Raw genomic sequence first — 26,677 nt, forward strand, 5'->3', positions numbered from 1 at the left:
ATAATTATTGTCAAAAATTATGACGCACTATTTAGCTAGATAGCCAGATATACAGACTCTTATGTTTATCTGGTTTATTTCTCTAGTTTAGCATACCAGCATAATATCAGATACTGTATGATTTTACTCTAATACATACAGTAGAATTTCGTCAGCCGAATTGGCTATTGCTTTGCAAAATAAGACTAAAAATATGGTTAACCTAGAAGCTGAAGACCTTAAACAATTAATAACTCTTCTTAAAGATATACCAGAACTAGCTACAGAGCGATCGCGTCAGCAAATTTTGGAACTAGCAGATTTAAAACAGTTGTCGCCAATGATTGACCTTTCTGGTGCGCCCTTTGTGTCAGTTAGTACGATAGTCAGCTATTTATCTAATTACGGGCGTTTAACTTATGACCACGAAGCATTAGGACTGTTATTAAATACTTTGAAAGGTTTTGTGGGAGTGCAGCAGCAACAGTTTTTAGACACGCTGCTAACAAAATATGACATGATGACACCAATCGCCGCATTACCAGCGATAAATGACTGGCGAGGAAGAGAAACTGTAGCAGACATATTCGAGAAAATAATTGGAGAAAATACCCTACGCCCAATTTCATTTTTACAGCAGGGGCTTCAAGTTGCACAATCTGTTGCCTATATTGGGGTGCGAACTAGCCAAGAACGATGGTCAGGTACGGGCTTTCTAGTTGCTCAGAATTTGTTATTAACTAACAACCACGTTTTACCAAGTTCAGATTTACTGTCAGGTACAATTTTTCGTTTTAATTATGAGGAGAATTTCCAAGGAGAAGCTCAAATAACTGATGAGTACCGCCCTAAATCCAATGGAATTTTTCATACAAACCAAGCTCTAGATTACAGTTTAATTGAGATTGAAGGAGAACCTGGAAAAAAATGGGGTTGGTTGCAATTTCCATTGCTGCCTAAAGAAATAAGGCGTGATAGCCGAGTCAATATTATTCAGCATCCACAAGGGCAACCAAAACAAATTTCTCTTCAAAACAATTTTGTTCAATTTGTGGGCGGTAATGTAGTACAGTACGTCACCTCTACTTTGCAAGGCTCATCTGGTTCTCCAGTCTTGAATGATGCTTGGGAAGTTGTTGCGCTGCATCATGCAGGAGGTAATATTTCAGAACCAACAACTCAACGGCGTTACTTTAGAAATGAGGGCATATTAATAAAAAGTATTTTGGCTGACTTACCTTCAGAACTTGTAGACTTACTTAAGGCAGCAAAAAACACTTAGCCTTGGAGATTTTTTACAAGAATCTAGAGTTGAATGACTATGGAAATCAAGCCCCAATTGATACACATTTTAGTACAAATACCATCCACTCAAACCGTTAAGGAGCGTAGAACGCTTCTGAGTATCACGGGGTTTGATTATTTAAATACAAGAATCAGTACACTCGAACAAAGTAACTATGTCTTTTTTACTGAATTAATTGAACTCATATTCTCTGAAGGCCAAGCTCAATTATTAAAATTCCTTAGTGAGCTTGTAGAGAGTGAATTTGTTGGCTTAGAAACTAGGGATAAACTAAATAATTTCATTGCACAAATTAAGGCTTTAGAACCTCGACAATGGAATAGGGAATGTAACGAACCAAAGAATAATCAAACAATTGGTATTGTTTTGACTCCTAACCAAAGTGCTGAAGGATTAAAAAAACGACAAAATATAACAATTGTTCCATCAGTTGCTGGAACTCAAGCTTTTGAATTTACTGTGGTTACGATAAATGCCCAAGGACAAGAAATTGATCGTTGTCAAAAACAAGCCTGCTACTTAACTGAAGAACTTGGAAATGGTGTGATATTGGAAATGGTTTATATTCCAGGAGGAGAATTTTGGATGGGTTCATCGGAATCTAAAGGAAAGCGATACTCTAATGAAAAACCTCAGCATTTAGTCACAATTCAACCATTTTTGATTAGCAAATACCCAATTACACAAACACAGTGGAAACAGATTGCTTGTTTGTCAGAAGTTCATCAAAAGCTCAAGCTTCGGCCATCACGGCAAGGAGGAAACAGCCACCCCGTAACTCAAGTTTCCTGGTTTGATGCTGTTGAGTTTTGCGATCGCCTATCTCAAAAAACAGGACACAAGTATCGTCTTCCTAGCGAAGCCGAGTGGGAATATGCTTGTCGTGCTGAAACTATGACACCTTTTAATTTTGGAGAAACTATTAACTTCAATTTAGCTAATTACGATAGCCGTTATCCCTATCATTCAGAACCTAAAGGAATTTATCGTGAAAAAACTACAGAAGTAGGTATTTTTCAGATTGCAAACTCATTTGGATTGTTCGATATGCACGGGTTAGTTTGGGAATGGTGCTTAGATAATTGGCATCAAAATTATGATAAAGCACCTACAAATGGAGATGCTTGGCTAGACAGTGATGATAATAATACTCGTGTTATGCGTGGTGGCTCATGGCGTAACGAAGCGTTTTGGTGTCGTTCTAGTTCTCGCCAGTTTCATCATACAAGCGAAAAGTCAAACAATATTGGTTTTAGAATTGTTCGCTCATTGTAATGTTGAATTAGTTACTCCAAATAATTTATAATTTTATTGATTCTAAATATTAATTATTTACTTTTTATAGCTGTTGCTTTTTACGTGCTGCTTGAGTTTGCCAATATTCAGATGCTTTAGGAGATTTTTCAAATTTATCTATTCTTAAAAATACGCTATCTTTTCTTTTTATTTCTTTAATTGCTGCTTCAATTTCATTTATTGAGACTTGAAAAAAATCTCTTCTTGAATTCACTTTATTAACTCTTTTATCATCAAAACGTTGATGTAAATTTTGTAATGTATCTAAAGCATCTTCTGAGAAAATTTTGAAATGAACATCAAATTGAAATGGGACTGCGGGGTTCATTTCCCTAATATATATGTCTTCTTGACTACGAAATGTCATACAAATACGATATATATTTTGACCAAGAGAACCTATATTAGAAATTATATAAATGTATCCTGATTTGAGTTTCTTAGATTCAAATAAAGCATTTTCTTTATCACTTCTATCTTCTGCGACTAATCGTTCTAACTCTTGAATTCTAGTCTCTAATTGTTTTTTCTCTTCTTCTTTAGCTTGTAATACTTCTTGTCGAATTTTATCAAGTTCTTGTTGGTGAAGTATTTCTCTTTGTTCTGCATCTTCTGCTCTTTTTCTTGCTTTATCAAATGCTTCACGTTCTTTCTTCTGCTTTCTAATTTCTTTATCTCTTTCTTGCTCTTGCTGTTTTTTATCTTCTAATTCATACTGTAAATCTAATTCGATAAGCTTAAGATGTAAATATTCTTCTCCAATTCTGCATTGTAGAGTTTTTAAATATTTATTGTATTTTTCAAAGGTCTTATTTATTGTATTTTTTAAAAAATCAACATTATTATATTTAACCTCTTTTTTTGCATATTTACATTTTTCTTCAAAACAAACTTCTACCAAGTTTAAAATATCATTGATCATTTTATCGCCTTTTCTTTTGCTATCCCCAACAGTCCATTGAGTATCACAAATGTAAGCTTGGTTATTTTCTCGCATATTTTCCTGTTGTAAATGGATATCTTTCAGCCGAAGTATATATTCATCAGAACTAATAAATTCATCTTTTGCTTCGTAAGCATCTTTAGACTGAAGATAGAGTTTTGCATTAATTGCATTAAATTGCTGCTGAAGATTTCCGATTTCTCTATTCAGAGATTCCTGCTGGTTTTCCAGCAAATGAATATTTGACTCTAACTGCCGTTGATAAGCTTCTTTATCATCTAATGCGTCATACTTACATAATTTTTTCCTAAGCCGGGATTCTGCAATTAGGGATTGTACTAAGGCGGCAGAAAGTCCAGCTACTAATACCACTAATCCCAGGTTTAGTAACGACATAGAATTTAGTATTACCACTGCTATAGTTTATAACTTAGTTTACAATATTGTTATTTAGAATATATGAGTAACCGAAGCGTGAGTTTGCGACTTAATCGGTTAAAAGCAAGAGACAATAGCGATCGCTAATCACAATACATCACAACTATTTGATCATTAGTATAAAATAAAACTTACAACACTGAATTATATCTTTACACTTCTTTGCAGCCTCACCATTGAAGAAACTGGGTAAACTCACCCCATAACCCAGAGATATTTTTTTGTTGCCAAAAATGTAACCAAACCAAACTTGTATCTAGAAAATGCCAAACTAGCAACATATAAATCCTATCAAATAATAGGGTTTAAATCACCAAAAACTCTTAGGAACTGTTGACCGTTAAAAGTTGACAGTGTATGTATTTTGATTTTTTTTTGAGGAGTGTACATCTTATGTCTAGAAATACCTTATCAGTTTCTTCCCTGCCAATCAAGAACCTGGGAAAAATCCTTTATTCCACCTTATTAATATGTATGATATTTACCTTACCAGCATCAGCCGAAGAAAAAGCCAAATTATGGCGCACCTTAACCGTCAGTGGTCGTGGTGTAGAAACAATTGCTACCACCTTATCACAAGTTAGTTTAGGTGTAGAAGTTCAAGGTAAAACAGCCCAAGAAGTACAAAAAGAAGCTGCCCGCAGATCATCCGCTGTGGTAGCCTTACTCAAAAGCCGAAATGTGGAAAAATTAGAAACTACAGGTGTTCGTCTTAACCCAGTTTATAGTTATACCAACAACGTCCAAAAAATCACTGGTTATGCAGCCAGCAACACAGTCAGTTTTCGCTTTCCCACCGATAAAGTCGGTACATTATTAGATGAAGCCGTAAAAACTGGAGCCACACAAATTAACGGTATCAGTTTTGTAGCCACTGATGAAGCTATTAGCAACGCCCAAAAACAAGCATTGAAAAAAGCCACCCAGGATGCCCAACAACAAGCTGATGCAGTTTTCAGCACCTTGGGCTTTCAACCAAAAGAAATAGTCAGCATTCAAATTAATGGTGCAACTCCGCCACCACCTCCAATGCTACAACGGGCTGAATTTGCCAAAGCAAACCTTGCAGATGCTTCTACCCCCATAGTCGGTGGTGAACAAGAAGTACAAGCCTCAGTAACCCTGCAAATTAGTTATTAGGAACAGGGAACAGGGAACAGGGAACAGGTGAAAATAACCTCCTGCCTCCTGCCTCCTGCCTGCTGATAAACTAAAAATTCTCTGGAGACATATCCCCCATACCACCCTCAGCGTCACGCTTAGACCCTAGTAATTCTAGCTGTTCTACGTGGATAACTGGTTTTGAGCGATTAACCCCGGTTTGGCGATCGCTCCAAGTGTCAAATTTCAGATAACCTTTAACCCCAATTAAACTGCCTTTACGCACATAATTACCCGCAACCTCCGCCGTTTTTCCCCAAAGTTCCAAATTAAACCAATCTGGTTGATCACTATTGCGAGTTCTTCTATTCACCGCTAGTGTTAATTGACATTTCACTGTTCCAGACTCAAAATACTTTATATCCGGGTCGCCGCCTACACGTCCAACCAGAGTGACAACATTTATGCTCATGGGTGTTACCTTGGTGTTCAATTGAAGTACAATTGTACTTGCTGATTTTTTATCCTATAATAACCAATTGTGAAAACCTTAAAAATATGTTAAGTAATTAACAATAATATATATTAATTTTCCCAGATGCTTTAAAAATTACTTGTCATCATTGCCAGAATTATACGGTTATACTGAGTAACTTTGAGTAGAGAGAAAATAAGATGTCTGAAACATCCATCAAGATTGACAGAAATTATAGAAAAAAATAGTCTGATTTACTGGAGTCAGGCAAACAAACATCATAAAATCCAGAACAATTAACACTCACTGTGATCATCACAAATTAGCGCAAATAGGGGGCATAGATACGCGTGGGTCTTTTTAGAAACTTTCGCTCATCATGGGATATGGGTATCGACCTCGGTACAGCCAACACCCTAGTTTATGTATCTGGTAAAGGTATTGTACTACAAGAACCTTCAGTAGTTGCCATTGATCAAAACGAAAAAATAGCACTGGCAGTAGGAGAAGATGCCAAAAAAATGCTCGGTCGGACACCGGGTAACGTCATAGCAGTCCGTCCCCTGCGTGATGGTGTGATTGCTGATTTCGAGACTGCCGAACTGATGCTCAAAAGTTTTATTCAACGAGTAAATGAGGGTAGATCCCTGATTTTACCCCGGATCGTCATTGGCATTCCCAGCGGTGTAACTGGGGTAGAAAGACAAGCTGTAATGACTGCTGCTACTCAAGCGGGGGCTAGAGAAGTATATTTAATTGATGAGCCTGTAGCCGCAGCTATTGGTGCAGGCTTACCAGTAGCCGAACCCACCGGTAACATGATCATTGATATTGGTGGTGGGACAACAGAAGTAGCCGTACTCAGTCTTCAAGGAACAGTAATCAGCGAATCAGTACGTATTGCTGGAGATGAATTGACAGAAGCGATCATCCAGTATATGAAGAAAGTTCATAACCTGGTAATTGGAGAACGGACAGCTGAAGACATTAAAATCCGCATAGGTTCTGCCTATCCTACCAACGATGATAACGATGCTATTATGGAAGTCCGGGGCTTGCACCTGCTTTCTGGATTACCAAGAACAGTCACAATCAAAGGTCCAGAAATTCGTGAAAGTATGTTAGATCCTCTATCAGTAATAATAGAAGCAGTCAAGCGGACACTAGAACGGACACCCCCAGAACTAGCAGCAGATATTATTGACCGGGGAATCATGTTAGCTGGTGGTGGCGCATTACTCAAAGGCATAGATACCCTAATTAGTCATGAAACGGGTATTGTCACACATATTGCAGCAGATCCCTTAAGTTGTGTTGTCTTGGGGACAGGTCGTGTGCTAGAAAACTTCAAGCAGCTAGAACGGGTATTCAGTGGACGTTCTCGCAATATGTAGCCAAAAGCGTAAACAAGATGATGGATTCTGTATCTATGAAATATGGCATCCATTATCTCAATCAATAATAAAAATATACAGGTATAAATGTTTACTGCACGTCGTTGGTGGGAACATAAAGGATTACAAATAGGTTTGTTAGCTCTAGTCGTTGGTAGTGCTTTGACACTGCGGCAAACTCAAGGTGCGCTGGTGATGGAGATATATCAAGGCATTACTCGTCCGTTAAAGACGTTGCAGCCAGAGATCACTCCTGAAGACCGTATCCGTGAAGCCCGATTGTTAGAGTTACAAACGCGTATAGTTGATCTAGAAAGTCAAAATCAAAAGCTACAAAGTTTATTAGGTTATGTAGAGAAAGAACCACTTTCAACACGCCCAATTGTATCTAGAGTAGTAGGGCGCAGTGCAGGCCACTGGTGGCAACAAGTAACTTTGAATAGCGGCACAAAAGCAGGTATTCAAGAAGGTTTTGTCGTCAAAGCTGAAGGTGGCTTAGTCGGTTTAGTAGAAAGCGTTACTGCCAATACCAGCCGTGTATTGTTAGTTAGCGATTTGAAAAGTCAAGTAGGTGTCACCATTAGCCGTACTGCCGCTAAAGGTGTTTTGCGGGGCGATTCTTCAGGCGAAGGAGTGCTAGAGTTTTATGAAAAAGTCCCTAATGTGAAGGTGGGAGATTTAGTTTCTACTTCTACTTATAGTCAGAAGTTTCCCGCTGGTGTACCAGTAGGAAGAATCAAGTCTCTAGATTTAAAGAAACTCCCAGCATCAGTAGCCAAAATTGAATTATTCCCACCCATTCGTTATTTAGATTGGGTGACTGTATATCCCGGTCCAGAAAACCTAGAGCCAGAAAAACCAAACTAAGAGGTGACTGGGGACTGGGGACTGGGGACTGGTGACTGGGGAAGACTAATAACCCCATGCCCAATGCCCAATGCCCAATGCCCAATGCCCAATCACCAATCACCAATCACCTTAAAAATTTGACAAAACAATGAAAATTCCTGGATTTCCTGGCAACAAAAACACAAAAGCAAGAACGCCAGACCGAAAATCCAAATCCTTAATTCCCCAGTTGACTGATTGGCATCCCTGGTTACGTCAAGGAATGGATTGGACAGTCACATCTGGATCTGTGGTGTTATGTTTACTAATGTTGCCAACCCGATTCCCAGGCATGGAATTATTGGGCATTGCACCTAACTGGTTACTAATTTGGGTGGTAGCTTGGAGTGTGAAACGCTCTATACTTGCGGGTGCATTGGCAGGTATCATTTTAGGCCTGCTGCAAGATGCTATGACAGCGCCTAACCCTACCCATGCTGTAAGCTTAGGAATCGTAGGAATGCTGACCAGCCTAATTCAAAAGCAGCGTTTTATCCAAGAAGACTTTATATCTATTGCTTTAATCGTCTTTGGAATGGCAATTGTGTCAGATACTATTTTTGCAATGCAATTGTCTCTAATTGGTGGTAGCTGCGGCGACCAATGCTTTCGCAAAGTTGAAGACATCTGGACATACTACCAGCGTGTTGCCTTAGCTTCTGCAATTCTTAGTAGTTTGTGGGCTCCTGTACTTTATTATCCTCTAAACCGCTGGTGGCAACAGATGAAATTAATTCATAATTCATAACTCATAATAAATAGTGCCTCTAGTCCCGTTAGGGATAGGTAATTCGTCAGTGGAAAATAGCGGATGTTAACCCCAGTAACAATCTCCTCAAATATGGTAGGCAGTGAATTTGACTCCCTGATGATGCAACGGTGTTTGCAACTAGCCCGACGTGCTTTGGGACGCACTTCACCAAATCCATTAGTGGGGGCGGTGGTTTGTAGAGGGAGTGAGATTGTCGGAGAAGGTTTTCATCCCCGCGCAGGTGAACCTCATGCCGAAGTTTTTGCCCTCAGAGCCGCAGGAGAAAAAGCTCGTGGAGCTACAATCTATGTCAGCCTAGAACCCTGCAACCACTACGGGCGCACTCCCCCCTGTTCAGAAGGGCTGATAGCAGCTGGTGTATCCAAGGTAGTTGTGGGTATGGTAGACCCTAACCCCTTGGTAGCCGGAGGTGGTATTGCTCGTTTACGTGCAGCGGGAATAGAAGTCCTGGTAGGCGTGGAAGAAGCTGCTTGTCGGCAAATAAATGAAGGTTTTATCCATCGCATTCTCCACAAACGACCTTTGGGAATTTTGAAATATGCTATGACTCTAGATGGCAAAATTGCTACTAGTTCAGGTCATAGTGCTTGGATCACAAATCCAGATGCCCGTAGCCAAGTACATCAACTCAGGGCGGCTTGTGATGCTGTAATTGTCGGTGGAAATACGGTTAGACAGGATAATCCCTACCTCACCAGCCATCAGCAAGAAGGACATAATCCCCTGCGAGTGGTGATGAGTCGCAGCCTTAACTTGCCAGAAAATGCCCGTCTATGGGATGTTGCTGAGGCTCCGACTTTGGTGTTAACAGAAGTGGGAAGTTCACCAGATTTTCAAAAGATGTTGCTTAACAAGGGCGTGGAAGTGGTGGAATTTCCATTGCTCACACCAGATCATGTTATGGCTCGTCTATATGAGCGCGGTTTTTGTAGCGTTCTCTGGGAATGTGGTGGCACTTTAGCAGCAAGTGCGATCGCTCAAAATGCAGTCCAAAAAATCCTGGCTTTTATCGCCCCCAAAATCATTGGTGGTAGTCATGCTCCTACACCCGTAGGTGACTTAGGTTTTACCTCCATGACTGAAGCTTTACCGTTAGAACGGGTTCATTGGCGTGTAGTAGGTTCTGACTGTTTAGTAGAAGGTTATTTCCCACAAAAAAGTCAGTAGTCAGTAGAGGAAGGCAAAAGGCAAAAGGCAAAAGGCAAAAGTTGATTAATTTTCCCAGTCCCCAGTCCCCCGTCCCCAAGACCCTATGACTGTTGACGTTCATAAGCAAGATCACGGATGAGACTCAGGCGAGCGCGGATGTAGTCACAGAGGAAATCAGTTTCATTGGGATCTAACAAGGCTTGCTTTGTGGTTTGTTTCACTAACCACTGTACCAAGCTAGCATCGTCCAGCTGCAAAAGAGTTACGGTTTGAGCGGCTTCAACTATAGACCAAAGCTGACGCATAATCGTAGGAGTCATTAGACCTCTATTGAATTATTAGCTTAGTTGTTTCCAGATTACACAATTTCGATATTAGCTGAGGAAATAAATGTACAATTTGAGATAACTATTATCAAAGGCTTAACAAACAGATTTATATCTTTATAAAGATTAAGAGTTGGCAATTATCATCAATTCACTTCACAAAAGTTCACTTAACTTAGAGTTGGCTTATAGCCATCGGTCACGAAATATTACAGTATGTAATTTTTATAAGTTATCATCGATTGTTCCCCAGTTTTAACAGCAGTTATATCAGCTATATTGTCAATATTAAGCTTATTTGTCCGAAATTGACCAGAGTAAAACCACTGTAAATACCAACTGCAAATCAAGAGAAGCTAGTATTTAAATTGTTATACCTTTTCAGTAATATTACTTAAAAGATTTGACTATAAAAGTAGAAATATAGCCATAATCATGGTGAGAGTAAACTCATTTTAGGCGAACTTGCTTAATAATAAATCTTATTGTTTACAAAAAAGATCAAATCATAATTATCATTAGAGAATTGAGATGAAAATGTCGCATCTGATCATTTTTTCTCCCGCCAGTTTTCTACTAATGAGTGCAATGGTTAAGCCTGACCACAGCTTGAACACCCTTGAGGAAGTTTGCCCAACTCCAGAGCAGATTTCACTCAGCGCCATCGCTGCTTATTGCTACAACAGTCAATATGGCAAACTTCTACCTGATGCTTTTTACATCCATATTTTGGCGCTGTATACCCTTGACATCCAACTTCAGAAATATGAAAGCCGCGCTCGCAGTGCTGCGCCTCAAGCACCAAAAGCAACAATAGTTAAATTTAGCACCAGCAAACCCAAGATTTCCTATTTATTTTATCCAGACTTTGATACTGACCCCCATCCTGCTTTACAGTCTAGTATTCAAATTGATGTAGAAACTCTTACTGTTACCTACCGAGATTACACTGATACAGAAAATCCTCCTATTCTTCATCGCAAAGAAACCTTTGTTACCCCTGACTATCCTCTTTACGAAGAATTTGCAGCCTTAACCCGCGTTCAAGAAACTTTGGGTTTACTCAACAATACTAGAGGTATTGGTACTAGGTTGGGTTGGGAAGAAAGGTTAAAAAGATATGGAGTAGAAATACAGGGACATACCTTAATTAAAAAACAAACTAATATTAATGCAGAAGATTTAATACCCAAAATAGAACGACATAAAGCCGCTATTATTCGTCATGATTTTTCTCGTCCTGTGCGTTTAGCTTTAGATGCAGGTTTATTTGGTTCAGAAACCACATTTTTTGATTATGGTTGTGGACATGGTGGGGATATGAACCGCATCGCTGAACATGGTTATATCAGTACCGGGTGGGACCCTTATTATTTACCAGATAGTCCCTGTATACCTGCGGATATTGTGAATATTGGTTTTGTGATTAATGTTATAGAAGATCAAGGCGAGCGTAGAGAAGCATTAATAAAAGCTTGGGAACTGACGCAAAAAGTTCTGTTGGTATCTGCTCAGGTGTTAATATCTGACTCTCAAAAAGGTGTTATGGCCTATGGTGATGGTGTAATCACCAGACGTAACACATTTCAGAAATATTATGAACAAGAGGAATTAAAAGTTTACATTGATCAGATTTTGGGAGTTGATGCTATTCCCATCGCTTTGGGGGTTTATTTTGTTTTTCGAGATCCTGCTGAAACCGAACTATTTCGCGCTTCTCGTTATCGTTCTCGTGCTACTACTCCTAAAGTGAGAGCTTGTATTCAAAAGTTTGAAGAACATCGAGAACTGTTAGCACCCTTGATGGCTTTTATGACTGAACGGGGTAGAATACCTGGTAAGGGTGAGTTACCCCAAGAAGAGGAAATTTGTCAACATTTTAGTAGTTTAAGACGTGCTTTTCAAGTGATTATTAAAGCGACAGACTCAGAAGAATGGGAAGCGATCGCAGATAAACGTCGTCAAGATTTATTAGTTTATTTAGCATTAACAAAATTTAGTCATCGTCCCAGATTATCGCAACTACCGCCAGCAGTTCAAGAGGATGTTTTAGGATTATATAGTAGTTATAAACAGGCTTGTTTAGATGCGGATCAAATGTTAAGGAGTGTGGGAAATACAGAATTAATTATCAAACGCTGTCACGAAAGTAAAATTGGTAAAAAATTACCTAATTCGCTCTTAGTTCATATTTCTGCATTACAATCACTTGATCCTTTCTTACGATTATATGAAGGGTGCGCTAGTCGCACTATTGGTAGGTTAGAAGAAGCTAATGTGATTAAGTTTCATTTGAAAACACCAAAGATTTCCTATTTATTTTATCCTGATTTTGATAATGAACCCCATCCTACATTATATAGATCAATGACGATTGATTTACGGTATTTGCACGTCACTTATAAAGAATATGATGTTGATGATGATCCACCAATATTGCATCAATTAGAAACTTTAGTAAATCCTGACTATCCGCTATATGATAAATTGGCGAAATTAACGATTCAAGAAGAAGATAGAGGACTGTTAGAAAATTGGCAAAGTATTAGTCATCTTTCGGGTTGGCAGAAATGTTTAAAAGAACATTTTACCATTATTAAAGGATATAAATTATATTGGTGCAAGGATGCTGATCCTTATAAGTTGAAACTTTTCAAATCTGCTATCAATAATCGTAAAAAAGAGCGACAAAAAGCGATGGAATTAGTTGAAAATGATGCTGTTGTGGGGACAGATGGTGAGGAGAATTAGTTATATTTTTAGAGGATGTTTGAAAAGATGGTTTATAATGAAAAAGTGATTAATGAGGAAATTAAAGTATGAGTAATAAAAGCAAACAAGTTTATAATTACACCGTCATTCTCGAAAGGGAAGAAGAGGGAGAATATCATGCTTTTTGTCCTCTTTTGAAAGGTTGTCATTCTCAAGGAGATACTTTTGAAGAAGCGATCGCCAATATACAAGAAGCTGTTGAATTATATCTTGAAAGTTTAATGGCTGATGGTCAACCTATCCCTAAAGAAGATTTTATTGTTAAGCCATTAAGTGTTTTAGTATGAGTATTTTTCCGAGTGTCAAATCTAAAGAATTTATTAAAATTATAGCGGAAGGCAAGAGGCAAAAGTAAAACCTTTGTTATCAGTAGCTTTTAGCTTTTGAGAATGTCCTAACTGCCTTGTCTACAGCTATATTGAAAAAATAGGTTTTTGGTCTATCAACCTTAATTATTGATTCTAATTTATTCGTAAATCCACAAATATATTAGATAATTATACCAAAAACTAATAAATTATTATAGTGTTATTGTTTACAGTTCCTAACAGAGTATTTTCATCTTTTTTGCTCTTTCGCCATCTTTACCCAATGTTCAATCCCCTTCTTCGTCGGTTGTCTAGCATCCCCAAACGTCCAAATATCTCGTTTATGCTGATGTCCATAACTAATATGAATCGGTCTGGTGCTACCATAAAAATACAAAGAATCAAAAGGTAAATTATTTTCCAAAATCCAATCTACTAAAATCTCACTCTGTAAATCTGCAATCATAAAATCACAAGCTGCACCCAATCTTTCACAGTAGTATTTACCATTTTTGTTGAGTTCATAACTTATATGTTGATCTAGCTTAGGTGCAACCCGACCATTTTTTTCTCCTGTCAATGGGTCTTTCTTTTCCAAATATTTCTTTAAATCTGGAGAACAAAATCCATAAGTGAGAATAAAATTTGCTCTTCCGTAATTATCAATAATGGGGTCAATGATAAATTTATTTAAATCTTGTAAAGCAGGAATCGTTTCTTTGATATTTTGTGGAAACGGGTTGATGTGTTGGGCATATTTATGATAAGTCTGGGTGCAGGTACAAAATTCTTCTAATCTCAGGTATTTACCTAGTTTTAATTCTTTCATATTCATTGATAGCACCTTTAAACAGGGAACATGATCATTATTCCTCTACACCCTACACCCGACACCCACGCATACCATCTATACCGAAAAATTTTCCCCTTACTGAGTTTATACGTTATACCAGTATTATAAATATATAAAATAACTTATCGTTGCTGTTAGGACTGTCTATATATCAACAGCTATGAAATGGTTTCCATAACAGAGTACAAATAACATAGAAGGATATTCACAGAACCAATGCAGTTTTTCAGCACAATCAATTTTAATTTTACTGTTCCCCTGTTGGCTAGTGCCACAGAATCCGCAGATAGTTCAATGGTGGTAGCAGCGGTGCTACTGAGTTTAGTGGTAATTTACTTGGCCAGCAAAGTTGGTGGAGAATTATCGAACAAAGTAGGTTTGCCACCCGTATTAGGTGAACTTGTCGGTGGTGTCATAGTTGGCACATCTGTATTACATCTGTTGGTATTCCCAGAAGGTGGTACAGACAGTTCTGGTTCATTAATTATGAATTTCCTGCAAATCACCGCTGGTTTAAGCCCAGAAGCTACTCCACAGGTATTTGCCGCACAATCAGAGGTCGTTTCTGTTTTAGCAGAACTGGGTGTGATTATCCTGCTGTTTGAAATTGGTTTGGAGTCCAATTTAAAAGACTTAATGGCAGTCGGTATCCAAGCTTTTGTTGTGGCAGTGGTGGGGGTAGTAGTACCGTTTGCCGCAGGTACTGTTGGCTTAATGACTTTATTTGGTATCAGTGCTGTACCAGCTATTTTTGCTGGAGCCGCCTTGACAGCTACCAGTATTGGTATTACCTCCAAAGTCCTTTCAGAAATAGGACGCTTGAATTCTAAAGAAGGGCAGATTATTCTAGGTGCGGCAGTTATAGATGACATACTGGGAATTATCGTGCTGGCTGTAGTGGCCAGTTTGGCCAAAGATGGCGCGGTAGATGTGGGCAATGTCATTTATTTAATTGTCAGCGCCACTGCTTTTCTCATCGGTGCGATTGTTTTGGGTAATCTTTTCAATAAGAGCTTTGTAGCGATCGCTGATACACTCAAAACACGCGGTGGAGTAGTCATACCAGCTTTCATCTTCGCCTTTATCATGGCCTACCTCGCTGATATCATTCACCTAGAAGCTATCCTGGGAGCATTTGCCGCAGGTCTAGTCCTGGAAGAAACTGATAAACGTAAAGAACTGCAAAATCAAGTGCTTCCCATTGCCGATATGCTAGTTCCAGTTTTCTTTGTTGCCGTCGGCGCAAAAACCGATTTGGGAGTCTTAAACCCAGCAATTCCCAGTAATCGGGAAGGCTTAATTATGGCAATCTTCCTGATTACAGTCGCCATTCTTGGTAAAGTGATCACAGGTTTAGCCGTGTTTGGTCAACCTGGGATTAACCGCCTGGCAATTGGTGTGGGTATGATTCCCAGAGGTGAGGTAGGTTTAGTATTTGCCGGTGTTGGTGCAGCTAGTGGCGCTCTCTCAAAACCACTAGGAGCAGCAATAATTATGATGGTAATTCTCACTACCTTTTTAGCTCCCCCTCTGTTAAGATTCGTCTTTCCCGAACCAACAACCGCAGCTACTTTAGAGGGTTCTTCTGACACATCATTACTATAGCAATAGCAAATGATACCATGAGTTTGGAAGTTACCTCAGATTCTCAGGAGAGCGTGAATAAGTAAAAGTAGTCTTTTTCCGGTTTGTACTTGTCCATAATCAACTATGGACAAGTATATTTTGGCCAACTTTCCCCATGCCTGAAATTTCAATCATTATTTCTGCTTGGGAACCATACCCAGATATAGCAGTCCAATTTGATTCATGAACACAGATTTTTTTCAACCCTCAAACAGAAAACTTATATTGAGAGTATTAATACTTAACGGAAACTTATATTTCTCAGTCACCGTCTTCTGCGATAGTCAATTTTCTTTGGTTTTTCATTCTTGCTAGGCTTGGGAATGATATTTGTTTTGACTCTACCTTTACTAACCTATTATATTCTCAATATTTATCCCATAATTAGGGAGTAGCATCCGGCAAATTAACTTGATAACTTGAGAATAGTGTGTATTATTTTAGATGTGCATTCAAGAACACACTTAAATATGATTGTTATGTCAAGAAACACAGGTGAAAAGAAACAGGAAGCAACAGGATTGGATTTTTAATGCTTTTTCTATTGGTAACGATGGTGATATTTTTAAACTAATCACTAATGACTATTGGTTATGTCTTTGTATTCAGTAGCAGTAAAATTTTAATATCAAGTTTTAGCTTCCAAGAATAACCTTGTAGTAGAGAATATTAATCAGAAAATCCCCAAATAAAAAATCCCCAATTATTATCAGTGTTGATAGTGTGCAGATTTGCAAAAAAAAAATGTGAAATTAAGATATTGATGACTTTTATAAATGCAACTCAGGAGAAATAACTTTGAAACTACACTACTTACTACCCGGTACAGTTGGAACTATTCTTTTACTATCTTCCCCGACTTTAGCGGCCAAATTGGAATCTTGGCGATTTGATAAAAATCAAAATCGACTAGAAATTAATACTTCGGGTGCTGTACAACCCCAAGCACAACTAATTTTTAACCCCACACGTTTGGTAATCGATTTGCCAAATACTCAATTTGGGCGAACTCAATTAACCCAACCCGTAGGCGGTGCAATTCGTTCAATTCGCGTGGGACAGTTTGATCCACAAACAACCCGCCTAGTTGTAGAATTGACTCCTGGTTATACTCTCAACCCCCAAGAAGTCAAATTTGTAGCCATAAATTCTAATCGCTGGACAGTACAACTACCAAACCCCGAAACAGAACAACTCCCATCCACAACCAGCAACAATAGCAATAATACCTATAATTTAGCGACCATAGACTCCCAGGCGAAGGCTGAGTTTTCTACAGCAGCTAACATCACAGCAAGAACGACTCAAATTCAGAAATTACAAACCACAGGAGATGGGTTTTTTATTCGTACCAGTGGCGGTAATCCCCAGATTAAGGTAAATCGTAGTCTTGATAGCAGCACCATATTCATGGATATTGCTGACGCTACTTTATCACCACAATTGACACAAAAAAATGTAAGCGTTAATGCTCATGGTGTCAGCCGCATCGAATTCACCCAACTGCGAACAACACCAACCAGTGTCCGCATGACATTACGGGTAGATAAAAATAGTCCTGACTGGAGGGTAAGTACAAGTAATGTTGGTGGCTTGGTTCTATTACCGACTAAAGGTGTTGTTCGCTTACCTCAAAGTATTGATAAATCAACACCCCTTCCCACCCCTAACAACCCCACTGTTGCTAATAACTCCCCAGCCACTATTGAATCTGTAGAATTAGCTGGTAATGGCACACAATTACTCATTAGAGCCGACCAGACTTTATCTGCTACCGGTGCCTGGGATAGAAGCTCTGGACTATTTCGCATCACCATTCCCAATGCTAAATTAGCTCCCAGAGTCCAAGGACCCACTTTCAATGCCAATAGTCCTGTCCTCCGAGTACGTCTGCAACCCCAAGCACCCAACACTGTAGTTATTTTTGTCCAACCAGCATCGGGAGTCAGCATTGGGGAAATCAACCAAGTCAGCAACCAGCTTTTGGCTCTACAATTACAACGATATAGTCAAGCTCGACCCCCAATCAGCTTACCACCCTTACCATCCCCTAACAGTGGTCAATTACCAGATCCAAATATCAGGAATCCCCGGACACGTCCTCGTCCCTCCGTTCCGAAAGGTAAATTATTGGTTGTCATTGACCCTGGACATGGTGGTAAAGACCCAGGAGCTATTGGTATTGGCGGATTACAGGAAAAGGATATAATTTTACCTATTAGCCTCAGAGTAGCAGCAATTTTACAACAAAACGGTGTCCAAGCAGTATTGACCAGGGATTCTGACTACTTTGTTACCCTCCCAGGAAGAGTGCAAATGGCACGACGAGCTAACGCTGATGTATTTGTCAGCATTCATGCTAACTCAGTAGGTCTAAATCGTCCCGAGGTTAGTGGCTTGGAAACTTATTATTACGATAATGGTTTGAGTTTGGCTCGCATTATCCATAATAGAATTCTCCAAAGTGTCAATGTCAAAGACAGAAGAGTACGGAAAGCTAGATTTTATGTTCTCAGACAAAGTTCTATGCCCTCAGTTTTAGTAGAAACTGGTTATGTGACTGGTAGAGAGGATGCAGCCAAGCTGAGAACTACAGCTTATCAAAATCAAATGGCAGAAGCGATCGCTCAGGGTATTCTCCAGTACTTAAAGCAAAGATAAGTAATTTGTAAGCATTTAGGACTCATGAGTCAGTAGGGGTTGAGCATCGCTCTTTGGAGGTGAAATTGATTTGCCTCACACCATGGCAAAATCAAAAACCTATGCTACGATATTACGCCATTAGCTGTGTCTGGCTGCCAGCACCAAGCTCAAGTGTGGACGATAAAGGTGTGAGTTAGGACTTAGATATTGACGACTCCCATGAATGCGAATCAGGAGAAAGGACTTTGAAACTACAGTGGTTAATACCCAGCACTGTTGGAACCATATTCATACTATCATCGCCAGCAACGGCCGCGAAATTAGAATCTTGGCGGTTTGATACCAATCAAAACAGACTAGAAATCAACACATCTAGTCCTGTACAGCCCCAAGCGCAACTCATTTTTAACCCCACTCGGTTAGTAATTGATTTGCCAGATACTAGCTTTGGTCGTTCGCAATTAACCCAGCAAATAGGTGGAGCCATTCGCGCTATCCGCATTGGGCAGTTTGACCAACAAACAACACGCGTAGTTGTAGAACTGACTCCTGGTTATACTCTAGACCCCAACTTAGTAAAATTTACAGCGTCTACTGGTAGTCGCTGGCTCGTACAATTACCAAAGCTAGAAGCTGATTTAGTCCCTGTCTCGGCTTATGCCGATCAGCCAGCAGCCGAAACACCCACACTTATACCCCCTTCATCTCCATTCACGCCAACACTCTCCCCCAGAAATACTTACAACATGGTGACAACATCTGCTGTCACCTTACCTAACCAAGAAATGGCAGTCAACACCACAGGGGGGATAGTTCAAATTGAGAATTTGCGAGTCACAGGAGATGGTTTTTTTATTCGTACCAGTGGTGGTAATCCCCAAATTCAAGTTAATCGCAGCGAAGATAACCGAACTATAAATGTTGAAATTGCTGGTGCTGCCTTATCACCAAATCTAGAACAACGAGATTTGTTGATTAATCGCTATGGTGTCAACCGCATCCGACTTACCCAACTATCAGGCAAACCACCTGCTGTCCGCATGACCTTACAGGTGGATAGCAACAGCCCCGACTGGCGGGCAACAACAAACGGTACTAGCGGTTTTGTCGTCCTACCTGATCGTCTTGCCAAAGTTAAAGAAAATCAATCTTCTGCACAAAATGTTATTCATTCCCCAGCCACAATTCAGGCTGTAGAATTAGCTGCTAATGGCACACAACTACTAATTAGAGCCGACCAAGCTGTATCCGCTACTGGCGGTTGGGATAGAAACTCTGGTTTATTTCGGATCACCATTCCTAATGCTAAATTAGCTGCTAAGGTAAGAGGACCCGCTTTTGATGCCAATAGTCCTGTGCTGAGGGTGCGCCTACAACCACAAGCCCCCAACAATGTAGTTGTCTTGGTTCAACCCGCATCGGGTATACAAATTGGCGAACTTAACCAAGTGGGAGAGCAAATTATAGCTCTGCAATTACAAAACTCTCGTCGGTTACAACCGCCCATTACTCTACCTCCCTTACCCAGAAGCCAAGGACAGCTACCAGATGCTGCTATAGAAAATTCCCAACCACAACCTCAGCCCCGCTTATCAGTTCCCAGAGGCAAACTGATAGTAGTGATTGACCCCGGACATGGTGGTAAAGATTCGGGCGCTCCCGGTCTAGGCGGTTTGTTAGAAAAGGATGTTATCCTGCCAATTGGTAGAAGAGTGGCTGCAATTTTGGAGCAAAATGGCGTACAAGCTGTGATGACGCGAGATGCTGACTTTTTTGTAGAACTGCAAGGGCGGGTAGATATAGCAAATCGCGTAAATGCAAATTTATTTGTCAGCATTCACGCTAACGCGGTAGATAATCGCCCTGATGTCAATGGTTTAGAAGTATATTATTACGACAGTGGTTATGGTCTAGCGGAAGCAGTTCGCAAGGCTATGCTCCAAGATATTGGTACTCTCAAAGACAGAGGAACTCGCAAAGCTAGATTTTATGTACTTAGGAAAAATTCTATGCCCGCGATTTTAGTAGAAACAGGTTATATGACTGGTCGTGAGGATAACCCCCGGTTAGGCTCGCCAGAATACCAAAACCGCATGGCTGATGCGATCGCTCGTGGTATCCTCAATTACTTACAACAAAGATGAAGAGGCTGGGGACTGGAGATTGGGGACTGGGGAAAATTCATCAACTTTTGCCTTTTGCCTCTTCCCTCTTGCCTATTCCCTATCACTAGTGGTCAATTATCAGATTGTCTGCTAAATTCTGTATTTTAAATAGCAAAATCTAAATCACTATTTGCCTGTGTATTCATCTTCCATTTTTGAAGGTAATCTTGACGATTTTTCTGATAAAGAAGCCCAACGCGCTCCCATTGGGGTGTTTGACAGTGGTGTAGGTGGGCTGACGGTACTACGACAAATCTATAAACAACTTCCCAATGAATCAATTATTTATTTTGGGGATACTGCTCATCTTCCCTATGGTATTCGTTCACAAGCTGAAATATTACAATATGTGAGGGAAATACTGAACTGGATGCAACAGCAACGAGTGAAAATGGTGATTATGGCTTGTAACACCAGTTCTGCTCTAGCTCTAGAAAATGTCCGTCAGGAATTCAGCTTCCCAATCCTGGGAGTAGTCCTACCAGGCGCAAGGGCCGCAGTACAGATGGGTAAGCGGATTGGTGTCATTGCTACCCCAGCTACTGCCAAAAGCAATGCCTATCGTCAGGCTATGATGGAAATACAACCTGATGTCCAAGTCTGGCAAGTTAGTTGTCCAGAATTTGTCCCCCTGATTGAACAAAATCGTATTCACGATCCTTACACAACCGAAGTTGCTAGAGCTTATCTTGAACCTTTGCTAAAACAGGAAATTGACACTTTAATCTACGGCTGTACCCATTATCCACTCCTAGCACCTGTATTGCGATCACTCCTCCCTTCCCACGTCAAGTTAGTTGATCCAGCTGTTCATGTTGTCACAGCTTGCGCTCAAGAGTTAGACCTATTAAGCGTCAGAAATAATCACCTACCCATGCCTACTCGCTTTGCTGTCAGCGGTTGTCCCCAACAATTTGCTCAGTCTGGATTACACTGGTTAGGCTATACCCCTCTGGTAGAACAAGTCTACTTAACTGATGCCACAGTCTCCTAAGTCATTAGTCATTAGTCAAATAATTTTGGATTTTAGATTTGTGATGCCGACAAGCAGCTTGCTTGTAAAGCAAGAGTACAGAACCACGTCAATCCAAAATCCAAAATCTCAAGCTTTATTGGCTATTGACTACCTCAGTCACCTTTGCTCTTAATCCTCTTTCCTGCTTGTGCTGCTCCTGAATCATGGAAGTACCACTTTTAAGAACACTATTCCTGCCCGTTCGCTTTGCTAGTGCTAATAATAAGTAGACTGTAAATAAATATCCAGCAGCTAAAATAAATATCATCATAGGCATATTTCCATAAATCATTGTTCCACCAACTCAGTTTTCAAAGGACTATAAAATTGCATACACACATAGTAGAGATTCAGCTAATCAAGTACATTTTTGATCGCTGTAGTCGCCTATGCAAAGCCACCCAGTAGAGTCTTAATTTTCTCTAGTCAGGCAATTTATTATTTAATTAAGTTGTTCACAGACCACACCTCCGACAGCAGTTAAGTTGCTAAATAGCAAGTTAAAACTGCGCTCCTCAGCAGTCTACCTAGTCTGCGTTATGTACCTTCACACCAATCAAGTAAGAACTACACTGATGATCAACGTTAGCTGAAAATGTGTAGTGGCTTCCTGAATAGAAAGCACATTATCCAACCCAAAAGGTATTCTTGCCGCACAGCAAATTGTTAGGAATCATTCCCTTCATTCTGTCGGCGACTTGTTATTTTAGACTCACAAATCCCATAAGTAAAATCACCTATCGATGATTGACTTTTTTTGGGAGTGAATATCTCAAAAATTTAAAATTCCTATATTTTAGCGTAACACAACAGACCTGGATTTTCAGCTAACTTATGGACTAAATTTCAAATTTTCTCAATGTTGACACACAAGTTTTGCTGATTTTTTCTTATATATTATTGCTGAGTAGTTTTTATACATATTTTATGTAAAAATTTGTGCCTTATTGAGTATTGTAAAATATTGCTTCATCTCCTGTTTTCTCCTCCTCCTTTACCGCTTCGCTTTTTGCCAAACCGCAAGGGCTAGTAACGGAAGTTATTTGGGCTGATCCGAAAAGTAGGGCATGGGATTCCTTGATGAAAACTTTGCGCTTGCAATGGTTTATCTTAAAATGATTAAAGGATATGTAAACTTTCGTAACCAAAGTCAGAGTCCGCCCATCCATGACCCCAGCCACCTCCCTGTTTACCCCTGTGGAAGCAGACCTGCGAATACTAGCAGATAACCTCACACAGCTAGTTGGAAATCGCCACCCCATCCTCTATGCAGCAGCCGAACATCTATTCGGTGCTGGGGGCAAGCGCATCAGACCGGCCATTGTGCTGCTGATATCGCGGGCGACCATGCTAGAACAAGACATCACGCCCCGTCATCGACGATTAGCAGAGATTACGGAAATGATCCACACAGCCAGCTTAGTACATGATGATGTAGTGGATGAGTCAAATGTACGCCGTGGAGTGCCTACGGTTCATAGTTTATTTGGCAACCGCATTGCGGTACTCGCTGGAGATTTCCTCTTTGCTCAGTCCTCCTGGTATTTAGCAAATCTGGACAATTTGGATGTAGTTAAACTGCTTTCAGAAGTAATCATGGATTTGGCTGCTGGGGAAATTCAACAAGGGCTGAATCGTTTTGATACTAACCTTTCTACGGAAACTTACCTCCAAAAGAGCTATTACAAAACAGCTTCCTTGATTGCTAACAGTTCCAAAGCCGCTGGATTACTCAGCGAAGTCTCCCCTGAGAGTGCTGAAAACTTGTATAACTACGGTAAGCATCTTGGTCTGGCATTCCAAATAGTAGATGATATTCTAGATTTCACTGGTTCGACAGATACTTTAGGTAAACCAGCCGCATCTGATCTTAAAAGCGGTAATCTGACCGCACCAGTGTTATTTGCTCTAGAGGAACAACCTTACCTGGAAGTGCTGATTGAAAGAGAGTTTGCCCAAGAAGGAGATTTAGAGCAAGCGTTGAAGCTGATCTCAGATAGTCAAGGCATTGAGCGGGCTAGAGAATTAGCTGCTCACCATGCTAAGGTATCCGCTGAACATATTGTCACCTTAGAAGCTTCAGAATCACGACAAGCATTAATTAACATGACTGATTATGTACTGAGTCGGCTATATTAGGGAATTTTGGATTTTGGATAGAATCTAAAATCCAAAATCCAAAATCCAAAATCTAACATCCAAAATTGATTCAGGCGATATCTGGAGGAACTTGCTTAGTGGGAATGTGTTGTTGCAACTTCTGTTCTATCATTGTTTGCAGGTCAGTTCGCAGCACTTCAATGGCGTTGCTGGTACTACCAGGAGTCTCAAAAAAAACTATACTATCTACTGGTTCTAATGCTACCAGTTGAAACAAAATATGAATGACAGGTATGGGTTTAGCCACTGCTTGAGGGTCAAGCCCAACAGATGAGGACAGGGAAACATCCTGTAATCTAGGAAAGGCGTAAACTACTCGCTTTTCTAAATCTGGATTAGCCCTGTTGCTCAATGTAGTTAAAACCCAGCGTTCCTGTAAATTTTGGAGAATATAATACTGAAGGTGTTGCAACTTTTGGGCGATCGCCTTCAAAACAGGAGCAATTGTGTTCACCAGTTTTGGTGTTATACCATCATCAGGTGCATTGTCAATCAACGATTGAATTTGTGCTTCTAAATTTGTCATGGCGTGTAAATAGCTCCTGATCAATTTCCAAAATATTAAAGCAGGGAACAGGAAAAAGTTACAGATGACAACTAACCACTGATAAATGGTAGCTTATACACAAAATCTATCAAGCTAACACCCACAGCCCTACAGGTTGTGTTTAAGTATGTTAGGTTATTTTTAAAATTCAGACTATGAATTCAGCCGCAACTGCAACTACTCAGGGAGATAAGTCTATCGGCGTGGAGGTTATATTTCAATTCCTACTCAAGGAGCTACAGCAGTCCACCAAGGCAGCAGAAAAAAATTGCCGTGATGTGGCATTGCGAATTGCTGGCGAAGTTCTGCGAATTTGTAATGAAAGCAAACGCATTCAGGCTTCTGGTGACATAGAAAGTTCCGCAATGACCCTAGCCCGATATCGGCTGCAACAATGTCTCAGGTACTATCAGCTAGGTTCTAATCGAGGTAGGGTAGAATTACACAGTACTCTAAGTGCTATCATTTATCGCTATATTAATCCTCCTCAGAAGCAATTGAGCTATCAGGGGCGGCTGACTATCATAGAAGATTTTCTCCAGAGTTTTTATTTGGAGGCTTTGAATGCATTCCGCAGGGAGAATCAACAAGCATCCACCTATCGTCCCCAAACCCTTCTAGAATTATCCGAATATATGGCATTTACCGAACGCTACGGTAAACGCCGGATTCCGTTACCAGGAAGACAACAACAGTTAATTATTCTGCGAGCGCAAACCTTCTCACAACAACAGCCTCCAGAAACCAGCGTTGACATTGAACAAGCATCTGAAGGTAGTAGTGGTGAAGCTGACGGTTCTTGGGAAGAACCCGCCATACAACAATTGCGTGCTGCTATGGCCATGCAAGTTGAACCAGAACCGGAAGAAGATACTTTGCGCTCTGTGGTGATTACGGAATTGATGAACTATCTTCAACAACGACAACAGTCAGACTGTGCTGATTATTTTTCTCTGCGTCTTCAGGATTTATCAGCGCAAGAGATTGAGTCAATTTTGGGTTTAACCCCGCGTCAGCGCGACTACTTGCAGCAACGCTTTAAGTATCATTTGATTCGGTTTTCTCTCTTGCATCGTTGGGAGTTGGTTCATGAATGGTTGGAAGCGTCTTTACCTACTAATTTAGGCCTGACTCCCCACCAATGGCAACTGTACACAGCAAAGTTAGAGGACAAAGATATCTCTTTACTAGAGTTGAAGCAACAAGGAGAACCTGACGAAACAATTGCCAAAACTTTAGGATTGTCAATGGCACAACTGCAAAAACGGTGGTTTAAGATTTTGGAACAAGCTTGGGAAATTCGTAACTCATTTGTGTCCGGATCTAGTGCATCTACCCATGAATAGTGACTCACAACCCTTACAATACCAGTTACTCGATTGGTTCTTGGCAGATAATGTCAAACCGGCGAGCATCCCTGGGTAGAGTGTGAGAAAATTGATGGGGTAGAAGACCCTCTCAAGGAAGCTGCTACATACTAATAAAGTAGTGAGCCAAATTAGAGAGGAAAATCCCAAACCTTTGAACTAGGAGAAATTCCTACTGTGCAAGAACGTTTCCAAGCCGTCCTCAAGCGTCGGCTACAAGTCGAAATCCAAAACCACCCACCTTTATTCCCTTGGGAAAGTCAATTAGTAGATTATCCGGAATTTGTGGAAGAGTCGTCGATTGCTTTAGTTCCTGCCTGGGGGTGGTTGGCACAGCAATCTAAGCTCAATCTGCCAATTCCTTTGCCAGATAAAATTTTTCAGCAATTGATGGATAAGTGTCAGTTATTATTGACATCTTCCCTACCATTAGGACCGAAACTAGTTCAGGCGGTAGAGAGCTTTTTCCCCGAAGATTACCAGTTAATAAATGATTTAGCTGGGATGGTACTCAGAACCTCTTATCGTTCTGTAGATGCCCTGGAGACAATACCCAACATTCAGAGGGATTACTCAGATTTACAACCGCGTCAACAAATGGCGTTGTCTTTAATGGCAGCTAAACAACTGTTGGAAAATCTGACTCTGCCAATTTCTTTTGCCAATCCGGTGATAGAACAACAATGGCAAACTAATGCTGGGACTCTGATTATCAGGGTAGAATTACAGTCACTGGGTAAGCTAATGAAGTTACGTGTTCATAGTGAGTTACCCACTCCAGGGGTTTTGAAGCTTGAGGGCAATGGTACTCAAGCAGTTTCTTCATCTACCGTTGCCAATAAAGCAAGTGTAGAATTAGACTGTCAACCTACCAACCAGACTTATACTCTGGAAGTTGAATGTCCAGAACTAGAACAACAGCCCTTATTGTTGGCAATTAATCTCACAATGTGATTTTCATGAACACTGCTGTTACTCTCAGTTGATAAACGCCGTTAAAAAATGATGATCCTGGTTTTAAAATTTACTCCTCCTTACAAAAACAGTAATTAGGGCGTTTATAGTAAGTAACTATGAGCAGGACACTTGTAATACGTGGCTTCCCTGAGATGTCCAAAGGGCTTCTAAAGCTACGATATGGTGAGGCTAAGATT

At 40.2% G+C, this 26,677-nt stretch carries 22 protein-coding genes; 16 read left to right on the top strand and 6 right to left on the bottom strand.

Annotated features, from left to right (window positions below):
- Positions 1-193: 193 nt before the first annotated feature.
- Both H6G06_RS04915 and H6G06_RS04920 read left to right on the top strand, forming a co-directional pair.
- The gene (locus H6G06_RS04915) at positions 194-1,261 is read left to right on the top strand and encodes a trypsin-like peptidase domain-containing protein (protein ID WP_190557638.1); all 1,068 of its coding nucleotides are present in this window, start codon (positions 194-196) and stop codon (positions 1,259-1,261) included.
- Positions 1,262-1,300: 39 nt separating this feature from the next.
- Positions 1,301-2,560, top strand: a complete 1,260-nt coding sequence (locus H6G06_RS04920; protein WP_242039596.1) for an SUMF1/EgtB/PvdO family nonheme iron enzyme — start codon at positions 1,301-1,303, stop codon at positions 2,558-2,560.
- Between the two features lie 64 nt (positions 2,561-2,624).
- On the opposite strand, the gene H6G06_RS04925 is transcribed toward H6G06_RS04920, so the two are convergent.
- Complete coding sequence (locus H6G06_RS04925) at positions 2,625-3,920, bottom strand: SNIPE associated domain-containing protein (protein WP_190557642.1); 1,296 nt, start codon at positions 3,918-3,920, stop codon at positions 2,625-2,627.
- A 435-nt stretch (positions 3,921-4,355) separates the two neighbouring features.
- Between H6G06_RS04925 and H6G06_RS04930 the strand changes: the two genes are divergently transcribed.
- On the top strand, positions 4,356-5,102 hold the full coding sequence (locus tag H6G06_RS04930; RefSeq protein ID WP_190557645.1) for an SIMPL domain-containing protein: 747 nt from the start codon (positions 4,356-4,358) through the stop codon (positions 5,100-5,102).
- 70 nt (positions 5,103-5,172) lie between these two features.
- On the opposite strand, the gene H6G06_RS04935 is transcribed toward H6G06_RS04930, so the two are convergent.
- Positions 5,173-5,535 (bottom strand): single-stranded DNA-binding protein, encoded by a 363-nt coding sequence (locus tag H6G06_RS04935; RefSeq protein ID WP_190557647.1) that lies wholly within the window; start codon positions 5,533-5,535, stop codon positions 5,173-5,175.
- A gap of 389 nt (positions 5,536-5,924) precedes the next feature.
- Here H6G06_RS04935 and H6G06_RS04940 point away from each other — a divergent pair, with 389 nt between their 5' ends.
- The 4 genes from H6G06_RS04940 (at position 5,925) to ribD (ending at position 9,759) form a co-directional block, all read left to right on the top strand.
- The gene (locus H6G06_RS04940) at positions 5,925-6,932 is read left to right on the top strand and encodes a rod shape-determining protein (protein ID WP_190557648.1); all 1,008 of its coding nucleotides are present in this window, start codon (positions 5,925-5,927) and stop codon (positions 6,930-6,932) included.
- 87 nt (positions 6,933-7,019) lie between these two features.
- Complete coding sequence (gene mreC, locus H6G06_RS04945; protein ID WP_190557650.1) at positions 7,020-7,799, top strand: rod shape-determining protein MreC; 780 nt, start codon at positions 7,020-7,022, stop codon at positions 7,797-7,799.
- Positions 7,800-7,929: 130 nt separating this feature from the next.
- Positions 7,930-8,568, top strand: a complete 639-nt coding sequence (gene mreD, locus H6G06_RS04950; RefSeq protein ID WP_190557653.1) for a rod shape-determining protein MreD — start codon at positions 7,930-7,932, stop codon at positions 8,566-8,568.
- 63 nt (positions 8,569-8,631) lie between these two features.
- Complete coding sequence (gene ribD, locus H6G06_RS04955) at positions 8,632-9,759, top strand: bifunctional diaminohydroxyphosphoribosylaminopyrimidine deaminase/5-amino-6-(5-phosphoribosylamino)uracil reductase RibD (RefSeq protein WP_190557655.1); 1,128 nt, start codon at positions 8,632-8,634, stop codon at positions 9,757-9,759.
- A gap of 83 nt (positions 9,760-9,842) precedes the next feature.
- Here ribD and H6G06_RS04960 read toward each other — a convergent pair whose 3' ends face one another.
- Positions 9,843-10,061 carry a hypothetical protein gene (locus H6G06_RS04960; RefSeq protein ID WP_013190303.1) on the bottom strand — a complete coding sequence of 73 codons (219 nt, stop codon included), beginning with the start codon at positions 10,059-10,061 and terminating at the stop codon, positions 9,843-9,845.
- Between the two features lie 543 nt (positions 10,062-10,604).
- On the opposite strand from H6G06_RS04960, the gene H6G06_RS04965 reads away from it, so the two are divergent.
- On the top strand, positions 10,605-12,818 hold the full coding sequence (locus H6G06_RS04965; RefSeq protein ID WP_242039597.1) for a DNA phosphorothioation-associated putative methyltransferase: 2,214 nt from the start codon (positions 10,605-10,607) through the stop codon (positions 12,816-12,818).
- A 68-nt stretch (positions 12,819-12,886) separates the two neighbouring features.
- Entirely contained in the window at positions 12,887-13,126 is a 240-nt protein-coding gene (locus tag H6G06_RS04970) for a type II toxin-antitoxin system HicB family antitoxin (RefSeq protein WP_190557657.1), read from the top strand.
- Positions 13,127-13,397: 271 nt separating this feature from the next.
- On the opposite strand, the gene H6G06_RS04975 is transcribed toward H6G06_RS04970, so the two are convergent.
- Positions 13,398-13,982 carry a hypothetical protein gene (locus H6G06_RS04975; protein ID WP_190557659.1) on the bottom strand — a complete coding sequence of 195 codons (585 nt, stop codon included), beginning with the start codon at positions 13,980-13,982 and terminating at the stop codon, positions 13,398-13,400.
- A 234-nt stretch (positions 13,983-14,216) separates the two neighbouring features.
- Between H6G06_RS04975 and H6G06_RS04980 the strand changes: the two genes are divergently transcribed.
- From H6G06_RS04980 to murI, 4 genes are all read left to right on the top strand, one after another.
- On the top strand, positions 14,217-15,605 hold the full coding sequence (locus H6G06_RS04980) for a cation:proton antiporter (RefSeq protein WP_190557661.1): 1,389 nt from the start codon (positions 14,217-14,219) through the stop codon (positions 15,603-15,605).
- Between the two features lie 819 nt (positions 15,606-16,424).
- On the top strand, positions 16,425-18,287 hold the full coding sequence (locus tag H6G06_RS04985; protein ID WP_190557663.1) for an N-acetylmuramoyl-L-alanine amidase: 1,863 nt from the start codon (positions 16,425-16,427) through the stop codon (positions 18,285-18,287).
- A gap of 227 nt (positions 18,288-18,514) precedes the next feature.
- Complete coding sequence (locus H6G06_RS04990; RefSeq protein ID WP_190557665.1) at positions 18,515-20,413, top strand: N-acetylmuramoyl-L-alanine amidase; 1,899 nt, start codon at positions 18,515-18,517, stop codon at positions 20,411-20,413.
- A 157-nt stretch (positions 20,414-20,570) separates the two neighbouring features.
- A complete protein-coding gene (gene murI, locus H6G06_RS04995; protein WP_190557667.1) occupies positions 20,571-21,428 on the top strand; it encodes a glutamate racemase in 858 nt (285 codons plus the stop codon).
- A 115-nt stretch (positions 21,429-21,543) separates the two neighbouring features.
- On the opposite strand, the gene H6G06_RS05000 is transcribed toward murI, so the two are convergent.
- A complete protein-coding gene (locus H6G06_RS05000; protein WP_190557669.1) occupies positions 21,544-21,741 on the bottom strand; it encodes a hypothetical protein in 198 nt (65 codons plus the stop codon).
- Between the two features lie 875 nt (positions 21,742-22,616).
- Between H6G06_RS05000 and sds the strand changes: the two genes are divergently transcribed.
- Positions 22,617-23,588, top strand: coding sequence for a solanesyl diphosphate synthase (gene sds / locus H6G06_RS05005; RefSeq protein WP_190557671.1), 972 nt, complete (start codon positions 22,617-22,619; stop codon positions 23,586-23,588).
- A gap of 70 nt (positions 23,589-23,658) precedes the next feature.
- Here the strand turns inward: sds and H6G06_RS05010 are convergent, their stop codons facing one another.
- Positions 23,659-24,135 carry a hypothetical protein gene (locus H6G06_RS05010; protein WP_190557673.1) on the bottom strand — a complete coding sequence of 159 codons (477 nt, stop codon included), beginning with the start codon at positions 24,133-24,135 and terminating at the stop codon, positions 23,659-23,661.
- A 176-nt stretch (positions 24,136-24,311) separates the two neighbouring features.
- Here H6G06_RS05010 and hetZ point away from each other — a divergent pair, with 176 nt between their 5' ends.
- Positions 24,312-25,502 (top strand): heterocyst differentiation protein HetZ, encoded by a 1,191-nt coding sequence (hetZ, locus tag H6G06_RS05015; RefSeq protein WP_190557675.1) that lies wholly within the window; start codon positions 24,312-24,314, stop codon positions 25,500-25,502.
- Positions 25,503-25,700: 198 nt separating this feature from the next.
- On the top strand, positions 25,701-26,477 hold the full coding sequence (locus H6G06_RS05020) for a PatU (RefSeq protein WP_190557677.1): 777 nt from the start codon (positions 25,701-25,703) through the stop codon (positions 26,475-26,477).
- Positions 26,478-26,677: the final 200 nt, after the last annotated feature.

It is taken from the genome of Anabaena sphaerica FACHB-251 (assembly GCF_014696825.1).
Classification (GTDB): Bacteria; Cyanobacteriota; Cyanobacteriia; order Cyanobacteriales; family Nostocaceae; genus RDYJ01.